Origin of the sequence: Paenibacillus sp. 598K (genome assembly GCF_003851045.1) — a bacterium.
Taxonomy (GTDB): Bacteria; Bacillota; Bacilli; order Paenibacillales; family Paenibacillaceae; genus Paenibacillus_D.
In genome coordinates this window covers 128,022-129,002 of the sequence record NZ_BFBX01000036.1, presented here as the reverse complement: position 1 = coordinate 129,002, position 981 = coordinate 128,022, and the positions used below count along the sequence as shown (strand labels likewise).

At 62.4% G+C, this 981-nt stretch carries 1 protein-coding gene; it reads right to left on the bottom strand.

Going from position 1 to position 981, the window contains the following annotated elements; translation table 11 throughout:
* Positions 1-127: 127 nt before the first annotated feature.
* Positions 128-981: hypothetical protein (locus tag PA598K_RS13170; RefSeq protein ID WP_221414132.1), on the bottom strand; the 854-nt coding region annotated here is incomplete at its 5' end.

Below are 981 nucleotides of genomic sequence, written 5' to 3'. Positions count from 1 at the left end.
AGCGTCGTCTTGCCGCTGCCATTGGCCCCGAGCACGCCGACGATCTCGCCGGGGGCGATGCGCAGCTCGCGGATGAAGAGCGCCACTCCGCTGCGGCGGTATTTTTTCTCGATATAGCTGGCCTCGATCATCGATTCCCCTCCTCCGCCTTGGTCAGATCGATCCGCTCCAGCATCCGGTTGCTGACAGGATCGGATGCCTGCGAGGCCGGCGATGAGCTATTGACGATACGAATGCTATCATCGGCGGCTGGCGTCTCCAGCGCTCCCTCGTAGACGAGACTGCCGCTCTCGTACACCTCGATCAGCAGTCGGACCGGCTGACCGCCCGCGCTCAGGATGCCCCGCTCTCCGCTCTCTGCAGCCTCCTGTCGCACGACATACTGACGACCGTCCAGCCAGCGGATCGTCGCGATCCGCTCATACAGTCGACCGTAAGCCGCCTCCTCGAGGCTGTCCAACGATACGGAGGCTGGCTCGAGCCCTTCGTTCGAGCGTAGGCTGACGACGGCCGACTCCACGACGCCCTCTTGCGAGCTATAGCGATACCAGTACAGATGCAGCATCCCCGACTCCTCGTCCGTTACCGCCTCATAGTCCATCTGATAGCTATTGCCCGCAGAAGGCTTCGCATCGGCGAACCGGATCTCCGGTACTGCAGCACTCCCTGTCAGCTCTCCGGACTGAGGGTTGTAGCGCAACGCTGTCAGGACGCCGTCCTGCGAGGTGAGCAGCACGAGCTGATCATCGACCGCTTCCAGTCCGAGGATGGCTATCGTCGGCTCTTTGCCCTCGCCTGGCTCGTTGCCCGCCAGCGAGATCTCCGTCACGACCCGGCTCTGCGGGGGCTGTCCGTCATCGGATACGAATTTTAGCTCATAGATGGCATTGGCGCCCGTATACTCCGCCGAAGTAGGCGGGATATAGTAGACCGACTCGCCGAGCTGCGTCATTCCCATCTCCATCCGATTGGACCAGCTCC